This window comes from Dehalobacter restrictus DSM 9455 (genome assembly GCF_000512895.1).
Classification (GTDB): Bacteria; Bacillota; Desulfitobacteriia; order Desulfitobacteriales; family Syntrophobotulaceae; genus Dehalobacter; species Dehalobacter restrictus.
This window is the reverse complement of sequence record NZ_CP007033.1, coordinates 698,381-712,610: the sequence shown is the minus strand read 5'-3', so window position 1 is coordinate 712,610 and position 14,230 is coordinate 698,381. Positions and strand designations below refer to the sequence as shown.

The window sequence follows — 14,230 nt, the reverse complement described above, 5'->3', positions numbered from 1 at the left end:
CCGGAGCAAATAATTCCAGGGTGGTGACAGAGCATGGCAATAACGAGCCAGAAAGTTTTAAGAATGGTATTTACGACCGTAGGTGGTAAGGCGTTTACCATTACCCTTCCCCAGCCAAAGGCAGGCCTTACGCTTGCCCAAGTCGGGACGGTCATGGACCTCATCATGGCAAAAAACATTTTTGCCACTTCCAGTGGGGATCTGGCAAGCAAGAGAGATATTAAAGTGGTAGATACTACCACGGACGATCTCTTCGATCCCCCACAAGAATAAAATACTCCGGCTAAGCTGTCCGGAGAGCATGGCTGGTTTCAAGGCATCATTTCGAGGAATGGGCGGCCGCAAGGCCGCCCTCGTACAACGAGAAATAACTCTTCTATTCTTCATTTTTAATCATTCATCGTGAATCCCGTTCTTCAAGATAATATTTCTGCTGCCAAAATAGGTCGCCAGAAAATAGGCACCGTAGATGAGGAGAATGGCCACAGCAGTAATCACGATGTTCGAGACCGCGTTGATACTGCCAACCTGCCGGACGGCCTCGTTGGCAACCTTAATGCCGACGATGGAATGGATACAGGCCAGGGTAAGCGGAATCAGAAAATAAACAGCGATTTGTTTGAAAATCGTCCGGCTTAACAGCTTATGATCCGCGCCGATCTTTTTGAGAATCGCATACCGGTGCCGGTTATCCGCGGCTTCGGAAAGCTGCTGCAGCGCCAGGACAGCCGCACTCGTAATCAGAAAGATCAAGCCGACATAGATTCCCACAAAGGAAATAATTGCTTTGGAACCGCCTGCCTGGGCGAGTATCTCATTCTTGGAAATGGCGGTAATCTTTGGCTCGGACGGAGCAGATGGTGAAGCGGCATCCTGAAGGGCATCTTTCCTTGAATTAAAGGCTCTCATAAATTGATCCTGAGCCGCTATTGAATCGCCAACACAGTTCAAGCAGAGAACGTTTTGGTGAACAACGCCGTCCTGTTTTAGCCTATCCGGAAGGACAAGCGTCAAAATACTGTTATCGCCATTTTCATTTCCATTATTAATACCTGCGGCCAGAAGTTCGGGGTAAACGGTATATTCGGTCCCGTTCAAATTTAAGCGGGGTTCGCGCGCCAAATATTTTTCCAGATACTCCTGGTAATCGGCTTCAGACCAGGCATATTGCGTCAACAGCGCGACCTGATTGCCTGCAAGGCTGATGCCTTTTTTGTTTTGCAGCATCATAATCTTGTTGTAATCGGTTTGCGTTATATAGTACAGCGGCAGCGGATATATTTTGTCCCGGATCATTTTCAGGTCTTGGGCGGGAAAAAGATCCTCGATACTTTGAAATACCGTTTGCAGGTTCAATTTCTGTTTCTGATATTCATAAAACGGGTACTGGCAGGAGTTTTGCGTATACGCTTCCACATTCAATCCCTGGCTGCTCAGATAGTCCGAAAGATCCGTGTCCGCCGTCCCGGTAATGGTGATATCAAACGGGGCGGCATCTTTGTAGCCCTTATTCAGCACATTGGTCATGCCGATGCCGGTGGAAAAAATGCCGATGGTGGCAAAAAGCATTAAGCAAATTAATGATATGGAGATAAAAGCCGTATTGATCCGACTGTTGATCTGCTTCAGGATGAACATGTTCAGCCCTTTGAGGTATACTTTTTTGTTGGCTTGAATCATACTGAGCAGAAAACCGGACAGCGAGGCAAAAAACAAAACGGTGCCGACCGCCCCGAGTATACAGGCGATAAGAAGCCTGCGGTCAAAGACCATAATACCGTAGATCAGGACACTCCGGTAAGCTGCCCCGATCAAAATGATCGCTAACAAAAAGAGAACAAGCGTAAGCCATGGATTTTTAAGCCGCTGTTTTTCATTTTGTTTTACGGAATTAATCAGATCAATCAGCTTATACTTGGAAACGGCAAACGTGCTGGCGCCGATCACGATGGCAAAAATAATCCCAAAATAGACGATGGTTTTCCAGAAAGCCTGAAGAGAAAAGACAAAGGTGTAGGCGGTCATGTCCACCTCAAAAAGCTTCGCCGTGACCACCGATAAACCCTGTGAAAGGAATATTCCGGCCAAAAGGCCTGCCGCCAGGGAAACGAGACCGATGATGAACGTTTCCATGATCAGGATCCTGGCGATTTTGTGTTTTTCCATTCCTAAGGTCATATAGATCCCAAATTCTCTTTTGCGCCTGCGGATCAGAAAGTTATTGGCATAAATAATCAGGAACCCGAGAATAAACGAGATAAAGATGGAAACCCCGTTCATTATCTTAGTGATGCTTTGCATAATCGCCAAAGCAGAATCCGAGATATGCATCATGGCTTTCTGTGCTTCAAGGGAGTTAAAGACATAAAACACACAAACTCCGAAAGTGAGTGTCAGAAAATACAGGGTATAATCCGAGAAGCTCTTGCGGACATTGCGGAAGGACAGTTTAAAGTACATTGGCTGCGTCACCTCCGAGCAGGGTCACGACATCAATGATTTTTCGGAAGAATTCTTTTCTGGAATCAGCACCGCGGTTCAATTCATTGAAAAGCTTCCCGTCTTTAATAAAGAGTATCCGGTGACAATAGCTGGCCGTAAACGCATCATGGGTTACCATCAGGATCGTTGCCCGCAGGTCTTGGTTCAGTTTCTCCAGACATTCCATCAGCATCCGCGCGGATTTGGAATCCAGCGCTCCGGTGGGTTCGTCCGCCAGAATCAGGGCCGGATTGTTGACGATAGCCCGGGCCGCGGCAATACGCTGGCGCTGCCCGCCCGACATCTCATAAGGGTATTTATTGATGATTTCTTCGATTTCCAGTCTGCGGGCGACCTGAGTCACTTTTGCTATCGCCGTTTGGTGCTGCTCTCCCGCAATCGTCAGCGGCAGAATGATATTTTCAAACCCGGTTAACGTATCCAGCAGGTTATACTCCTGAAACATAAACCCAAGTTCTTCGCGTCTGAATTTGGCCAACGCCCGGCTTTTCATCGCTGTGATATCCTTGTTCCGGATACGGATATTCCCCGCCGTTACGGTGTCAATGGTCGCGATGCAGTTTAAGAGCGTCGTCTTCCCGCTGCCGCTGGCTCCCATAATGCCGGTAAATTCCCCTTCGCTGACACTGAAGGATACATTGTCAAGGGCCTTGGTCAGGCTCCCTTTGTTGCCGTAATATTTTTCCACATTCAAGACCTTTAAAATTTCGCCCATGGTTACCTCCCTGCTCACTTCTACGAGTAGATCGATTCATAAATCCCGATAATAGCTAAGAATTAGTCAGCGTAATGGATAGCTAGCGCTAAGCAATCAATCAACGAGTTTATTTTAAAAGGTCTTGTTAGGATCTGCCATGACTTAAGCTTACGGTAACCTTACATTTTTGTCATGTTAACATTCTTTTTATCTGGGGTTGGTCTGTGTGCCACAATTCCGCTTTCGGCAGATAGCGCCATCCTTGGCGCTAACAGCCGCGCTTCGCAATCCGTGCTTCGCTTGACGCTGGAACTTGTGGCACACAGACCTAATATGGGGTAATCAGATTTTATGAAATCATTTGAGTAAAGAATTATAGAATATTGTACGAGTTCATGGTTAGATGATGTCGGTCATTGAGCTCTTGGGGAAAACAAGATATAGGGTCGTACCGCTGCCGGGGATAGATTCCGCGCTGATGGCTATGCCTAATTTTTCGCAGAGTCTGCGGCAGATGTAAAGGCCCATGCCTGTGGATTTCCCCCTCAGCCTGCCGTTTGTTCCGGTAAACCCCTTGTCAAAAATTCTGGGCAGTTCATTTGCGGGAATTCCCAGCCCGTTATCGGTAACCGCAAGAATACAACGGTTATCACGCTCAGCAGCTGTAAATTTTAGATGGGCGTCCTGTTCGTTTGCGTATTTCAGGGAATTCAAAATGATTTGATGAAGCATGAATTCCAGCCATTTAGTGTCCGTATAAACGGTCTTCTCCAGGTCATCCGTCGCAACGGACATGCCGGTTCCGATCAGCTGTTGGGCGTTTCTCTTAATTGCCGCTAAAACCGGCTTTTCCAGACTGGTCTCTTTAATAAGGTAATCCTTTTCGACGGCGCTGCTTCGGGCGTAAAACAAGGCTTGTTCCACATAGTTTTCAATCGCGTCCAACTCCTCGGCCATGCTGTCCGTTGCTTCGCTCCTGTTATTTTGCGCAATCAGCTTGGACGAGGAGATGGGCGTTTTGATTTCATGAACCCACATTTCGATATATTCACGGTATTCGTCATGCTTATTTTTATATTGGTTGATTTCTTCAAGACAGGCCTTGTTGGATGTTTTTAAAATGTCGTGGAGCAGAGCGCCTTCATAGAAATCCGGTTCCGAGACCATTTCGGCAATGAGGTTCTTGCGGTCGAGCCTGTCAAAGGAACTAACGAGCGTCTGATAAAACGCGTATTTTTTCTTAAACTCCATCGCCAGCGGAATCAACGCTCCGACGACATAAATGGTTCCGATGACGGCGGCGAAAGCCTTTCCTCCGGCCGGATTTAAAGCTGCCAGCATCAGAATGGTCATGACGGCTACCAACAGGTGACAGACGATATAGGCTCTTTTTTCTTTGATAAAGTCTCTTATCGTCATATGATCAAGTACCCCTGACCGCGTTTGGTTTCGATGACATTTTCAAGGCCGGCGTCCTCCAGTTTGCGGCGCAGCCTGCCCATATTGACAGTCAGGGTGTTGTCGTCGATAAAAAGATCGCTGTTCCATAAATAACGCATCAATTCGTCCCTGCTTACAATCGCGCCTTTTTTTTCACAGAGACAGGTCAGCATCTTGATTTCGTTTTTGGTAAGTTCAATCGAACTGCCGGCAACCTCCAAACTGCTTTTGGCAAGATTGATCGTAAATTCACCGCAAGTCAGCCTGTCCTGCGCTGTTTCGCGATATACCCGTTTCATGACCGCCGCGATCCGTGCCAGTAGGATATGGGTATTGTAAGGTTTGGTGATAAAGTCATCGGCGCCCAGGTTCATGGCGGCCAGTTCATCCATTTCCGTATCGCGGCTGGTGACCACGATGACCGGTACCTCGCTGTGCTTCCTGATTTCCCGGCAGATATGGAAGCCGTCGTACACAGGCAGGTTGAGATCAATCAGGATAAGCTGCGGCGCTAAAGAAAGCGTGAAGCCGATCATGTCCTCAAATGTTCCAGGCGCATGGCATTCATAGCCGTTCTGGGACAGGAAGATGCAAAGCTCATCCCGGATTTTTTTATTATCCTCAATAATCAGTATTTTTTCCAAAATAATGCCCCTGCTTTCTTCATTACCATCTTATTTTTAATATATCATAGAATCCGGTCCAAATTAAACGGTTGTCTTTCAGGTATACGTTCTAATTCAATCAATTAATTCCATTGTTTATATGCAATCATGAAAATATTTCAAGGCATTATTTTTTTTCACAAATATTTAGTAGATTATGTTAAAATATATTTGTAATTTTCTAAAATCCGAATTTTTAGCAATCGAATCAACTTCATAAATGTATCCAAAATTTGAACTGTTATTCTTGAAAGAATAATGGTTCTTATGTTGTTAAGGGTTTTCGACTTTTTTATATAGAAATTTACAATTTTCAACACTTAAATAGGCTCATTCTTTACTATACTAGGGAGATGGTGCGTTGATAAGAGAAAAAATAAAAACAATTGGAAGAATCCTATTACCTATCGTAATTATTTTGTTGTTATTTTCATCTAATACTTTTGCCCATTCAGGAAGAACTGATTCAAACGGCGGACATAGAGATAACAAAAATGCTAGTGGATTAGGTTATTACCATTATCATCATGGTTACGGCCCCCACTTACATCCTAATGGAGTCTGCCCATATGAAACACCAAAAAAAATAACAATACCTGAACCAGTTGACGTTAGCTCTGTAATGATCAATTCTATAGATAACACTATATTAGAAGTTGGAGGCGAAACTGTATTAAGTGCTACTATTTACCCTTCAGATGCAGAGAATAAATCTATTACTTGGTCATCAAGTGATATCAATGTTGCTATAGTTAGTGAAAATGGTATCGTTACAGCAGCAAATCCTGGTTCCGCGATCATAACAGCTAAGTCAAGTAACGGAAAAACAAATAGTATCACTTTAAATGTTGACGAAAAAGCAGAGCCTGTTTCAACAGTCAGCGATCAAGATGAATCCGGTTCTTCTGTTCTCGGCTATGGTGTTGTAGCTGCCATTGCAGCCTGGTTTCTATTAAGAAAAAAGAAAAAATAAAGAACTCCTATAAATTAACTTAACCATGATCCCCCGTTTCGATTTTTTAACAACTGATGAACAAAAAAAGACCCTTAGGGGGCTTTTTTTGTATGGTCCTGTTATTATGAAACCTCATTTATCTTTATTTCCTTTCTGATCCGTTCTTTAATATCCCGGCACATTTGCTCCGTTCCGATTCTTTCCCATTCATTGGCGATCTTTTCCGTAACCATCTTGGTAAGGGCTTCATCGATCACCGGGTCGTGCCGGTTCTTCATCAAAAGAATGAAGATCATATCGTAGAATGAATATTTCTCCAGCATTTCGATCATTTCGATACATTCTTCGGGTGTCGATTCAAATTCCCCATCACATAGCCTGCTTTGGATTTTGGGATGTTCGGATAACCACCTGACCAGCCGGATCGTTTCGTCCATTTGCTTATTTTTACCTTCTTGCATGTTTCCCGCTCCTCATAAATTCTTTAGGGTTACTTGAATCATCATTATGCTTGATCGCCCCCCTTCTTTTCTCTTTTAGAATTTTTGAGCGAAATAACCGGGGTTTCTTCTTCGGTATAATCGTGTTCTCCTTGCTGCTGCGCTTCAACAAGGATATCAACAGCATTTGCTACTTTGGCGGCAAGTTGAAAATACATTTCCTTGTAATCCGGCATGAGAAATACACCTCTCTCGTGTCATATCACTAACTAAGCATACAAAATATAAAGATATTATGTTTGCGATATAACACTAACATAAGATCTTCAATACATACTTTTGTATATAAAATTTATCACCGAACCCTATTATACTTCACGTAATGAGGAGAATTGATTTATATGCACTATTCGCATAAAATCCTCACAAATTATGTTCGCGAAATTCTATGGTATAACTATTGGCTTTTGCTGGGATAATGGAAAACCTTATCGTTGACCACGACAGCGAAGCTGAATGAAAGCTCCCCACAGTAATTGTTTTTCATAAATCACTTGATGGGGAGCCTTTTTGATTAACTAATCCCATGAAATTTAGCTTGTTTCAGCAACCTAGTATTTAATTCCAAAAATAACCATTTTCTTTCAACAAAGTAATCCCTTCGGTTATTTTCTCCGGTGATAGAATTGTTGATCTTTGTAGAGGGCGGGATATAACACCAAATGCGTTAAGCTATAGAGCCGGGGTACCACAATCGACAATAAAAAGTATTCTGAATGATGAAAGCCAAAATCCGGGTATCGTGACGATCAAAAAGTTATGCGACGGATTGAACATCTCCCTGTCGGACTTTTTTAACACAGATGATTTTCGCAATTTGGAGCAGGAAGTTAAATAAAACCATCGACTTTCAATGATCTTTGATTACTTATCCATCATATAGCGACATTTGCTCCAAGGCTATATCCGTGATATCTTTGCTCTTTTGGGATGACAGACTTAAGAATAATCGACGTATATCTTCCCCACAAGCAGCAGCCAATTTTTCAACCTCTGCCATTTCATAGATCATATAAAATTTTTTGTGCGGAGTATAATAGAGTAAAACTTTTTTATTCTGCTTCGTGAGATTAATAATATTGTTTAACGTCCCTTTGCTTTTTCCATTCCATATCATAAAGCCATGATCGGCATTCTCGGCCATTGTCTTATCTTTGGCTGCATAAAAGTCGAACCCTTTGACCTTATCCGAGACCTCAATTGTTTGAATCGGCCAATCTCCTACGTTATTTCTGGCTTTACCCTGACTGGCATAGACAAATACATCCCTGTATTGATGCTGGAAAAAAAACTGCTGGATTGCTCGATCCATGCCATTGGCATCACCAACCAAAACGGTTTCATTCCGTTTTATTATTTTTTTAAGCCCTTCATCAATATTTTTATCAATAACCGTAATGGCTCTGGGTCCACCAATAAAAATTTTCACGGAATTCACCCCTTGGTTTTTGTCATTGCCAAAACATAAATATGATCAATATTTTTATCTTCCCTTAAAGCATTTATTCTATTTCCTTATACCTACTCTTATGTTCTTTCTCAATTTGCTGAATGCTCTTACCCGGTGTCGGTAAATCCTCCGGCATGGTTCCTCCCAATTCTTTGATCGTTTGCCGTACCTTTTTCCCTACTTGGAAATGAGTCTGATTGGCTTTTTCTTTTCCTTTAACATTCTCTCTTCTCAATTTTTCATCGGTTTGAGTGGCCCGGAATAGATTTGCTGCCAGTTCCGTGCTTCCCATATGGTCGAGTATTTTTTGGCTTTTCTTTAAGCCTTTGCATTCATGGATTTCTTTCACCCCTAAGCCGCCATACAACCCTTGGTAGCCTTTATTCTGAAAAATCGCATAATCCTTTGCTTCAACAACTCCGGCCCCTTTTGCCGCATCAGCTAAAGACTTATTATGGGCAATAATCTCATTACGGATTGCTAAACGCTTCTGTTCTTCGGTCAACTGCTCATAGTTTTCGATTAATTCTTGCTGACGTGTCTTTACGGCAAAATAGGTTTGTCCAATTGCAATCACTTTTTTTCGAGAGTCTCCATTTTGAACAATTAAATAACATGCGTAACGGGAAAGCATCATATCTTCTATCTCTCGTTCAGCACCTGAACCGATATCAACCATTTTGCCAACGTTGGCAAAATGGTCAGACAAAATATTGCCACTGTTCTGGCATGCAATTTTTGCTTTATCGATAACTTCACTAAACCTTCGCCATTGTTGGTATTCCAAAACAGCCTTTAACTCTCTGGCATACCAAAACTCTATACCTTCTGTAGTTAAATGCTTGATAGCTTCAAAAGTTTTTTCCGAATATCTTTCAATCTCAGTCATATGAACTCCCCTCCTCTGAGACCATTATAAACAAACATACGTTCTATTTCAACCAATTAATTCCATTGTCTTTGTAATACCCAAATCAACGGCGATATCGCATATTTTTCATTCCCCATAAGTTCAAGCCTTCTGGCCATACGATAGTAAGCGTAAACCATGTAGGCGGATTGTCATAGAATCAGCAGAATGAGAGAATATCCCAAAGAGTCTAAGTGTCACCAAAAGAGTCTAAGGTAGACATTTAGATAGAATGGGAGTGACTCAAATGGAGCAAAGCCTGCAAACCTTAAGCGTAAACCAACGGCTGGCCGAGTGGAGCGAGCGGATCTCATCCTGCCGGAACAGTGGAATAAGCATCAGGCAATGGTGCCTGGAAAACGGGATTGTCGAGAAAACATATTACTATTGGCAACGCCGAGTGTTTAAAGCATTGACCACGCATCAAGAGCCGTACTTTGCCAGAGTTCCCGTTGAACGCCGGAATGACTGTCTGGAAATAGCGGCAACAGTGCGCATCGGAAATGCCGAAGCCGACATTTACCCCAGCGCAGATGCATCAGCCATTGAAGCAATCTGCCGCGCGCTGAAGTCATGCTGAATGATTTCACCGGAGCCGACTGCATCTATATTGCCTGCGGATACACCGATCTTCGATGCGGGATTGACGGTCTATCTGGAATCGTCCAGCAGAAGTTTCGGCTGGATCCGTTTTCGAGCACCCTGTTTCTATTTTGCGGACGCCGATGTGACCGGATAAAAGCTCTGTATTGGGAAGGCAATGGGTTTGTTCTCCTGTACAAACGGCTTGAAAACGGAAGGTTTCAGTGGCCGCGTAGCCCCGCCGAAGCGCAGGCGCTTACCCCACAGCAGTACCGGTGGCTAATGGAAGGTTTAAGCGTAGAACAACCCAAAGCACACCGTCCGGCGTCAGGCCTCTGCATGGTTTAAGAAGGCTCAGAAAGGGTTCGAAAAGAATACTGGAAACCCTTGAAAACACTGGAAAAACTGGCTTTTTCATGGTATAATTTTGTTATGAAAGAGCTACAAAAAAATGAGATAAATAACGCCGAAATGGTCACCATTTCACGTGCGGAATATGAAGCACTTAAGGCACACAACACAGAGTTAAACAAACAGATTGAGTTGCTTCTGCAACAGATACGCCTGGGCCAAAAGAAACGCTTCGGATCTTCCTCCGAAAAAACGCAGGAAGCGGTCATGGAGCAACTGAGCCTTTTGTTTAACGAGGCAGAAGCGTATATTAAAATCGAGTCACCAGAGAAAACAAAAGTTGCTGCCCATACCCGCCAAAAGCGTTCCGGCAGCCTTGAGGAAATCCTGCCGGATAATGTCCCCGTTGAAGTCGTTGAGCATCGTCTTTCTGAGGAAGAACGGCTTTGTGCAGCCTGCGATACTGTCATGCAGGAAATCGGCAAGGAAGTCCGCCGCAGCCTTGTAATTGTTCCGCCACAGGTAAAAATCCGTGAAGACCGGTATTTCAGCTATGCCTGCCTGACCTGCAAAGCAGAGGCCTTGGAAACCCCCGTGTTGAAAACACGGAAAGATAAACCCGTCATCTCCGGAAGCTTTGCCTCCCCGGAAGCGATAGCTCACATCATGACCCAGAAATTCGTCATGTGTTCTCCCCTTTACCGACAGGAACAGGAGCTGAATCGAAGCGGTGTGATGCTATCCCGTCAGACGATGTCCAGCTGGATCTTAAGAGTAGCCGAGGACTGGTTGAAACCAGTGTATGAGGAGATGCACCGACGGCTCTTGCAGCACAGTGTTCTCTTCGCGGATGAGACCACCTTGCAAGTACTCAAAGAACCAGGCAAGAAGGCGCAAGCCAAAAGCTACATGTGGATGTACAGAACCGGCGGGGATACAGAGCACCCGCTCATACTTTATGAATACAAGCCGGATCGAAAAGCTGAAAACCCGAAGAAATTTTCGGAAGGATTCTCCGGATACCTGCATGCGGATGGTTATCAGGCTTATTACACGTTGCCGGAAAACATCACGGTAGTCGGTTGCTGGGCCCATGCTCGGCGTAAATTTGATGAGGCGGTCAATTCCTTGCCAAAATCCGAGCAAAAAGGATCTTCGGCAGTAATTGGGCAAGAGTATTGCAACAAGCTATTCTCGATTGAGGATAAGCTTAAATGTCTTACCCCTGAAGAACGATATACCCAGCGGCTGGAGTTGGAAAAACCGGTTCTGGATGCCTTCCTGACTTGGGCACAAACAAGAAACGCAGCTCCGAAGTCTGCCCTTGGAAAAGCCTTATATTATCTGCAACAGCAGTGGCCTCACTTGATAGAGTATCTGAAGGACGGCCGGCTGGAGCTCTCTAACAACCGAGCAGAACGGAGTATAAAACCTTTTGTCATGAGCCGAAAAAACTTTCTATTCGCAAATACGCCGAATGGTGCCCAGGGCAGTGCAATAATTTATAGCCTAATTGAAACCGCCAAGGAGAATGACCTTGATCCGTACAGGTATCTGGTATATGTCCTGAACACTGCTCCTAACATTGATCAAACACATCCAGACTGGGTGATTCCATTACTCCCGGCAAATGCTCCTGAGCATTGCCGAGTACCGTATGCTAAGAGCAAATGCGACGAATGATTTTTATATGACGCGAGCCTGCTGGTTACGGCGGCCTCTTTTTTACGCCGCTAGAGTTTACGCTTACATACGATAAGCATAGCAATTCTTACAGCCATCAGATATTTTGGTGCAGCCTGTCACAGGATTCCAGGTATTTTCGGTCCATTCGATTTTTGTTTTAACTGCCATGTTGTAATAACATTTTGCACATCTACGTCACCCATCTCCAGTATTTTAATAAATTGCTCCTTATTGAAATCCAACTGATAAAGATAAGCCGCCACCTCATCGAAAAACAGATCTCTAGCCTTGATGGAATCATTGAGTCCCATCTATTCCTTCTGAATTGAGCCTATCACAACCTGCTCCCGCTCAAACAGGGCAATTTCCGGTTTGGGACTTTCTATGTACATCCGCTCCGTTTGCCGCTGTACCTCCTGAAGTTCCTCAATAATTGCAGTTACTTTATTGAACAATTTCATATACATCGTTTTGTAATCCGCCATTTTATACCACCTTGTTTAAGATAAATTTTTAAACAAATACTATTTTATGTGAAAAAGGCGCATTAATCAATACTATAGTATATATTTATATATTATTTAATACTTATAGTCTGTTGGTAAGGAATACCTGAAAAGATATGATAAACTTGAGGTGTCTATATGAGTGATTTATCAAAACTAATTGGAGAACGCCTAAGAATTGCCAGAAAAGAAAAAGGATTAAGTCAAGAAGAATTAGGTAGCTATTCTGATCTACATCCTACATATATTGGTCAATTAGAGCGTGGCGAGAAAAATATAACTTTGGAAACCCTTGACAAAATATTATCCAGTTTAGGAATAGAATTAAATGAATTTTTCTCTTTTTCATTTCTTGATGAAGATTTAGTCATATATCAAATCGTTAATCGACTAAAAAAACTTTCGAATAATGATCTCCAACTCATATTAAAAATGTTAGGGAACCACTGATTAATAACGTTTTTTATCATCCCAATAAATAATAAAGTGGGATAATCCCAAGTTAGCGGCCCTATCGCCGCCGATTTCAGCTGCCTTTTCCGAGTAATTCTCGAAAAAAGGCGTACTTATCCCCGGATTACGCGCATTGGCTTCGCCAGCCGCCGCTTCGGGCGCACATCAGCAGGTTTGCGCTGGCGGCCAGCATATACAGTCTATTCAGATTCTTGGCAATTCCTCTATAACAAACCTTTTTGAAGCCAAATATGTTCTTAATGATATGAAAGGCGTGCTCCACTTTGGCTCGGACAGACGCTTTCCGAAACTCTATATGGCAATAAAAATCCCGTGCAGGGCCATTGTCCATGCTGCGTTTCTTTCCGGGACGCTCAGCGATACGGTAATCAATTTGTGATTTGTGAGGGTCCTCTGTGATTTCCGGTCGTTTATTTAGTCCCAAATATCCGGCGTCACCGTAGAAAACCTCGTCTTCCGGCCTCATTAGCTTTGACGCTTCGGCTATGTCATGCACATTTGCGCCTGTTGCCGCTATACCATGAATATAACCGGTCCCTGCGTCCACACCGATATGGCATTTCATGCCGAAATACCACTGATTACCCTTCTTTGTTTGGTGCATCTCCGGATCGCGGCTACCGCTTGCGTTCTTCGTTGAGGATGGCGCGCTGATCAGTGTGGCGTCAACAATGGTTCCACCTTTCATGATATGTCCGCACTGTTCCAAACAACGGTTGATCGCCTCAAAGAATGCCTTCCCTAAGCCGCTTTCCTCAATCAAATGACGGAATTTGAGCAGGGTGGTCGCATCCGGCGCCTGCTCATGTATGAAGTCTATTCCCATAAATTTTCGCATGGCGTAACTGTCGTAAATGGCATCCTCTACACCTTCGTCAGAAAGGCTAAACCATATCTGCAGCAGATACATTCTCAGCATTTTTTCAATCCCGAGCGGTGGACGACCGCGCTTACCGTCAAAATAGTGCGGCTGTATAAGCGCCACCCATTCGTCCCAGGGGATGATCTCGTTCATTATTTCAAGAAATTCTTCTCGTTTCGTTTTCTTCCGTCGGTTTGAGTATTCTATATCCGAAAAGGTTTGTTGCCCCATTTTTACCACCTGTTACTGTTTTCTTTAATTTTACCATTTTTTTGTCCGGGGGGCGATTTAATCAGTGTTTCCTTAGATTTATATTCTGAATCGTCGTCAAAAAACAATTAGAACTGAGTTATTCTTCACTTAACAAATCTCCCCTTAAGGCAAGGGGAGATTTGTTTTATATACATAACTAATAGTCTGCTTTAAATTTTCGAATGTTCCAAATTGCGATTGGTCTTCTATTAACAACAGTATTTTGCAAATTATTCAGTCCACATCCACCACCGTAAGCTTCCTTACTAATATAGTCGTCATCTTCTGGATCAAATTTGCCATTATCTGTAGGAATTATGAACGTAGTGTTTGTAGTTCTAAGAAACATTAATTTCCCAAAGCACGTAAGTATCAAATGTACTTTGTAGTAAATTAAG

The 14,230-nt window shown here is 43.5% G+C and carries 19 protein-coding genes; 7 read left to right on the top strand and 12 right to left on the bottom strand.

The genetic code is table 11. The features are described from left to right. Positions 1–33: 33 nt before the first annotated feature. Positions 34–273, top strand: a complete 240-nt coding sequence (locus DEHRE_RS03410; RefSeq protein WP_015044481.1) for a DUF2922 domain-containing protein — start codon at positions 34–36, stop codon at positions 271–273. A 120-nt stretch (positions 274–393) separates the two neighbouring features. On the opposite strand, the gene DEHRE_RS03405 is transcribed toward DEHRE_RS03410, so the two are convergent. The 4 genes from DEHRE_RS03405 to DEHRE_RS03390 form a co-directional block, all read right to left on the bottom strand. Continuing rightward, entirely contained in the window at positions 394–2,460 is a 2,067-nt protein-coding gene (locus DEHRE_RS03405) for an ABC transporter permease (protein ID WP_019226253.1), read from the bottom strand. After that, positions 2,450–3,217 (bottom strand): ABC transporter ATP-binding protein, encoded by a 768-nt coding sequence (locus DEHRE_RS03400; RefSeq protein ID WP_019226254.1) that lies wholly within the window; start codon positions 3,215–3,217, stop codon positions 2,450–2,452. The genes DEHRE_RS03405 and DEHRE_RS03400 overlap by 11 nt, the downstream gene beginning before the upstream one ends. 381 nt (positions 3,218–3,598) lie before the next feature. Next, the gene (locus DEHRE_RS03395) at positions 3,599–4,618 is read right to left on the bottom strand and encodes a sensor histidine kinase (RefSeq protein WP_019226255.1); all 1,020 of its coding nucleotides are present in this window, start codon (positions 4,616–4,618) and stop codon (positions 3,599–3,601) included. Then, on the bottom strand, positions 4,615–5,283 hold the full coding sequence (locus DEHRE_RS03390) for a response regulator transcription factor (protein ID WP_019226256.1): 669 nt from the start codon (positions 5,281–5,283) through the stop codon (positions 4,615–4,617). Before DEHRE_RS03390 ends, DEHRE_RS03395 begins: the two co-directional genes overlap by 4 nt. Positions 5,284–5,665: 382 nt before the next feature. Between DEHRE_RS03390 and DEHRE_RS03385 the strand changes: the two genes are divergently transcribed. Next, positions 5,666–6,277, top strand: a complete 612-nt coding sequence (locus DEHRE_RS03385; RefSeq protein WP_025205252.1) for an Ig-like domain-containing protein — start codon at positions 5,666–5,668, stop codon at positions 6,275–6,277. A gap of 104 nt (positions 6,278–6,381) precedes the next feature. Here the strand turns inward: DEHRE_RS03385 and DEHRE_RS03380 are convergent, their stop codons facing one another. Together DEHRE_RS03380 and DEHRE_RS14965 are read right to left on the bottom strand one after the other, a co-directional pair. After that, positions 6,382–6,720 carry a hypothetical protein gene (locus tag DEHRE_RS03380; RefSeq protein WP_025205251.1) on the bottom strand — a complete coding sequence of 113 codons (339 nt, stop codon included), beginning with the start codon at positions 6,718–6,720 and terminating at the stop codon, positions 6,382–6,384. Between the two features lie 44 nt (positions 6,721–6,764). Further along, a complete protein-coding gene (locus DEHRE_RS14965) occupies positions 6,765–6,935 on the bottom strand; it encodes a hypothetical protein (RefSeq protein WP_167539425.1) in 171 nt (56 codons plus the stop codon). A 419-nt stretch (positions 6,936–7,354) separates the two neighbouring features. On the opposite strand from DEHRE_RS14965, the gene DEHRE_RS14325 reads away from it, so the two are divergent. Then, complete coding sequence (locus DEHRE_RS14325) at positions 7,355–7,597, top strand: helix-turn-helix domain-containing protein (protein ID WP_084544185.1); 243 nt, start codon at positions 7,355–7,357, stop codon at positions 7,595–7,597. A gap of 30 nt (positions 7,598–7,627) precedes the next feature. Here the strand turns inward: DEHRE_RS14325 and DEHRE_RS03375 are convergent, their stop codons facing one another. Together DEHRE_RS03375 and dinD are read right to left on the bottom strand one after the other, a co-directional pair. Continuing rightward, entirely contained in the window at positions 7,628–8,188 is a 561-nt protein-coding gene (locus DEHRE_RS03375; protein WP_025205250.1) for a hypothetical protein, read from the bottom strand. 73 nt (positions 8,189–8,261) lie between these two features. After that, entirely contained in the window at positions 8,262–9,098 is an 837-nt protein-coding gene (dinD, locus tag DEHRE_RS03370; RefSeq protein WP_025205249.1) for a DNA damage-inducible protein D, read from the bottom strand. 268 nt (positions 9,099–9,366) lie between these two features. Here dinD and tnpA point away from each other — a divergent pair, with 268 nt between their 5' ends. From tnpA to tnpC, 3 genes are all read left to right on the top strand, one after another. Next, positions 9,367–9,699 carry an IS66 family insertion sequence element accessory protein TnpA gene (gene tnpA, locus DEHRE_RS14080; protein WP_019226926.1) on the top strand — a complete coding sequence of 111 codons (333 nt, stop codon included), beginning with the start codon at positions 9,367–9,369 and terminating at the stop codon, positions 9,697–9,699. Next, the gene (tnpB, locus tag DEHRE_RS03360; RefSeq protein ID WP_019226927.1) at positions 9,693–10,049 is read left to right on the top strand and encodes an IS66 family insertion sequence element accessory protein TnpB; all 357 of its coding nucleotides are present in this window, start codon (positions 9,693–9,695) and stop codon (positions 10,047–10,049) included. Before tnpA ends, tnpB begins: the two co-directional genes overlap by 7 nt. Before the next feature lie 84 nt (positions 10,050–10,133). Further along, positions 10,134–11,735, top strand: coding sequence for an IS66 family transposase (gene tnpC, locus DEHRE_RS03355; protein ID WP_242837026.1), 1,602 nt, complete (start codon positions 10,134–10,136; stop codon positions 11,733–11,735). Between the two features lie 63 nt (positions 11,736–11,798). Here tnpC and DEHRE_RS15175 read toward each other — a convergent pair whose 3' ends face one another. From DEHRE_RS15175 to DEHRE_RS14960, 3 genes are read right to left on the bottom strand one after another with little or no spacing between them, the layout of a single operon-like run. Next, positions 11,799–11,858, bottom strand: coding sequence for a phage Gp37/Gp68 family protein (locus DEHRE_RS15175; protein WP_242837073.1), 60 nt, complete (start codon positions 11,856–11,858; stop codon positions 11,799–11,801). Continuing rightward, complete coding sequence (locus DEHRE_RS14900) at positions 11,855–12,049, bottom strand: hypothetical protein (protein WP_019225664.1); 195 nt, start codon at positions 12,047–12,049, stop codon at positions 11,855–11,857. Before DEHRE_RS14900 ends, DEHRE_RS15175 begins: the two co-directional genes overlap by 4 nt. Then, positions 12,050–12,223 carry a hypothetical protein gene (locus tag DEHRE_RS14960; RefSeq protein ID WP_019225665.1) on the bottom strand — a complete coding sequence of 58 codons (174 nt, stop codon included), beginning with the start codon at positions 12,221–12,223 and terminating at the stop codon, positions 12,050–12,052. Between the two features lie 159 nt (positions 12,224–12,382). Here DEHRE_RS14960 and DEHRE_RS03350 point away from each other — a divergent pair, with 159 nt between their 5' ends. Continuing rightward, on the top strand, positions 12,383–12,694 hold the full coding sequence (locus tag DEHRE_RS03350; protein ID WP_025205247.1) for a helix-turn-helix domain-containing protein: 312 nt from the start codon (positions 12,383–12,385) through the stop codon (positions 12,692–12,694). Between the two features lie 127 nt (positions 12,695–12,821). Here the strand turns inward: DEHRE_RS03350 and DEHRE_RS03345 are convergent, their stop codons facing one another. Continuing rightward, entirely contained in the window at positions 12,822–13,811 is a 990-nt protein-coding gene (locus DEHRE_RS03345; RefSeq protein ID WP_019226936.1) for an IS5 family transposase, read from the bottom strand. Positions 13,812–14,230 lie beyond the last annotated feature (419 nt).

Excerpts from the sequence above, each read along its gene's own strand:
- DEHRE_RS03410 (WP_015044481.1), top strand. The coding sequence starts at position 34 with ATGGCAATAACGAGCCAGAAAGTTTTAAGAATGGTATTTACGACCGTA.
- DEHRE_RS03405 (WP_019226253.1), bottom strand. The coding sequence starts at position 2,460 with ATGTACTTTAAACTGTCCTTCCGCAATGTCCGCAAGAGCTTCTCGGAT.
- DEHRE_RS03400 (WP_019226254.1), bottom strand. The coding sequence starts at position 3,217 with ATGGGCGAAATTTTAAAGGTCTTGAATGTGGAAAAATATTACGGCAAC.
- DEHRE_RS03395 (WP_019226255.1), bottom strand. The coding sequence starts at position 4,618 with ATGACGATAAGAGACTTTATCAAAGAAAAAAGAGCCTATATCGTCTGT.
- DEHRE_RS03380 (WP_025205251.1), bottom strand. The coding sequence starts at position 6,720 with ATGCAAGAAGGTAAAAATAAGCAAATGGACGAAACGATCCGGCTGGTC.
- DEHRE_RS14965 (WP_167539425.1), bottom strand. The coding sequence starts at position 6,935 with ATGCCGGATTACAAGGAAATGTATTTTCAACTTGCCGCCAAAGTAGCA.
- dinD (WP_025205249.1), bottom strand. The coding sequence starts at position 9,098 with ATGACTGAGATTGAAAGATATTCGGAAAAAACTTTTGAAGCTATCAAG.
- tnpA (WP_019226926.1), top strand. The coding sequence starts at position 9,367 with ATGGAGCAAAGCCTGCAAACCTTAAGCGTAAACCAACGGCTGGCCGAG.
- tnpB (WP_019226927.1), top strand. The coding sequence starts at position 9,693 with ATGCTGAATGATTTCACCGGAGCCGACTGCATCTATATTGCCTGCGGA.
- tnpC (WP_242837026.1), top strand. The coding sequence starts at position 10,134 with ATGAAAGAGCTACAAAAAAATGAGATAAATAACGCCGAAATGGTCACC.
- DEHRE_RS14900 (WP_019225664.1), bottom strand. The coding sequence starts at position 12,049 with ATGGGACTCAATGATTCCATCAAGGCTAGAGATCTGTTTTTCGATGAG.
- DEHRE_RS14960 (WP_019225665.1), bottom strand. The coding sequence starts at position 12,223 with ATGGCGGATTACAAAACGATGTATATGAAATTGTTCAATAAAGTAACT.
- DEHRE_RS03350 (WP_025205247.1), top strand. The coding sequence starts at position 12,383 with ATGAGTGATTTATCAAAACTAATTGGAGAACGCCTAAGAATTGCCAGA.
- DEHRE_RS03345 (WP_019226936.1), bottom strand. The coding sequence starts at position 13,811 with ATGGGGCAACAAACCTTTTCGGATATAGAATACTCAAACCGACGGAAG.